This is a genomic window from Vibrio fujianensis (genome assembly GCF_002749895.1).
GTDB classification, from domain to species: Bacteria; Pseudomonadota; Gammaproteobacteria; order Enterobacterales; family Vibrionaceae; genus Vibrio; species Vibrio fujianensis.
Map to the genome: position 1 here is coordinate 180,243 of NZ_NBUS01000043.1, position 2,068 is coordinate 182,310.

Annotated in this window: 3 protein-coding genes; 1 reads left to right on the top strand and 2 read right to left on the bottom strand. The window is 42.4% G+C overall.

What is annotated here, in order from left to right:
* On the bottom strand, positions 1–670 hold a 670-nt coding region (locus B7C60_RS19010), incomplete at its 3' end, for a CNNM domain-containing protein (protein WP_245869261.1).
* 51 nt (positions 671–721) lie between these two features.
* Entirely contained in the window at positions 722–1,516 is a 795-nt protein-coding gene (locus B7C60_RS11660) for a cytochrome C assembly family protein (RefSeq protein WP_099611796.1), read from the bottom strand.
* Between the two features lie 212 nt (positions 1,517–1,728).
* On the opposite strand from B7C60_RS11660, the gene B7C60_RS19015 reads away from it, so the two are divergent.
* Positions 1,729–2,068: signal recognition particle receptor subunit alpha (locus tag B7C60_RS19015; RefSeq protein ID WP_245869264.1), on the top strand; the 340-nt coding region annotated here is incomplete at its 3' end.

The following is a 2,068-nucleotide window of genomic DNA, read 5'->3' on the forward strand; positions in this document are numbered from 1 at the left end:
TCCAATCATCGTTAATATTGATGCCGGTGATTTCATTTCGAGGGATCATAATATCATTCACCGTGACATGTTCGAGATCGAGAATGGATAGCAACATATCTTGGTGGCGGCGAGGGATGAGTCGGCCAGCTTCATTGACTATTGTACGCAGTTCATCGGAGCTGAGTGGATCATCACCACCATGCTTCGCTCGAACGCCAAGTAAGCGTAAAAAACCGTTAGTGATCAAGTTGACAAAAATCACTAACGGTGCCATCAGCTTCATAAGTAGAGTTAGAACAATGCTGCTGGCGTAAGAAACACGCTCAGGATAAAGCGCCGCCAATGTTTTTGGGGTCACTTCAGCAAACACTAATACCACTAAGGTGAGTGCTCCGGTGGCAATGGCCACGCCAATATTGCCATACAAACGCATCCCGATAATGGTAGCGATGGCGGAAGCGAGAATATTAACTAGATTATTGCCGATTAAAATAAGACCAATTAAGCGGTCTGGGCGGCTGAGTAATCTTTCAACGCGTTGTGCTCCTTTATGTCCGGTACTTGCTAGATGCTTTAAGCGGTAACGGTTAAGAGCCATCATCCCTGTTTCTGAGCCTGAGAAGTAGGCTGAAATAACGATAAGACACGCGAGTAGCGCAAATAAGATACCCGTTGAGATGTCGTCCAAAACGCACTGTTTCCTTATATAAAATTAAAATGAACAATGATCCGTGTGATCTTATCTGAGAATAATTTCTCTGACAAAACGGCTGCCGAAATAGGCCAAGGTTAATAGTGTGGCTCCCGCAATCGCAAACCAAGTAACTTTACGTCCACGCCAACCTTTTTGATAATGTCCCCACAGTAAAACGGAATACACAATCCAAGCAATAAAAGACAAAATGCCTTTATGGGCTTTCCCTTGAGCAAACATATCTTGAACAAAAAACAATCCGGTTAATAATGTTCCCGTTAACAGTAGGTTACCAATTAGAATGATTTTAAATAAGTGCCGTTCAACCATCATCAATGGAGGAAGATTTGGATTAATGGATAACCCTTTTTTCTTCTTTAATTTATAGTCAAGCCACGCCAGTTGTAGCGCATAAAGAGCCCCAATCGACAACGTTGAGTAGGAAAATAACGCAAAAGAGATATGCACCATTAATTTGGGATCATGTTCTAAATGGGTAATAAAGGTACTAGGAAGAAATGCCGCTAAGGATAAGTTGATCGCCGAGAAACTATATACCACCGGCAGTAAAAACCACAGACGAGCTTTAAACATCGCTAAACTCATTACCAAAGAAATAATAAAGCTGATCAATGAGGCGACATTAAGAATACTCAGGTTCTGACCGGAGCTGTGTAAAATTAGCCCGACGAGTAACCAGGCATGAAAAAAGAGCCCCAATGCGGCACTAATAAAAACAGTTTTTGCTTTGACGCCTGTTTGATTGACCAGTCCTGGGACAATGGCTGCAATCGACAAAAAATATAAAACAGCGGCAACGATAGCGATTAGGTTATCCATATTTGTCACAAAATTGGTTGCTCAATTAAAGAATTATACCTTGCTAAGCCTCAATGGGCTACGTTGGATCGTTATCGTTTTTAAGTGTTGAGATATTGCCGTATAACCCAATCTTATAAAGAAACCCGTTTGTTACTCCGCAATGGGTATGCCTAGCCAATAGGCTAAGGTATACTCAAGAGTATTGATCGCCTAATCGCGAAGAGAAAAAAATGTTTGAGAATTTAACAGATCGATTATCTAACACGCTGAAAAATATCAGTGGTAAAGGGCGTCTTACTGAAGACAACATCAAAGACACCTTACGTGAAGTTCGTATGGCCTTACTTGAGGCCGATGTTGCATTGCCTGTGGTGCGAGAATTTGTCAGTCGAGTGAAAGAAAGCGCGGTTGGCGTTGAGGTTTCTAAATCCCTTACCCCTGGTCAAGAATTTATTAAGATCGTCCGTCAAGAACTCGAAGCGGTAATGGGGGCGGCTAATGAGGCTTTAAACCTAGCAGCTCAACCACCAGCGGTGATTTTAATGGCTGGCCTGCAAGGGGCAGGTAAAA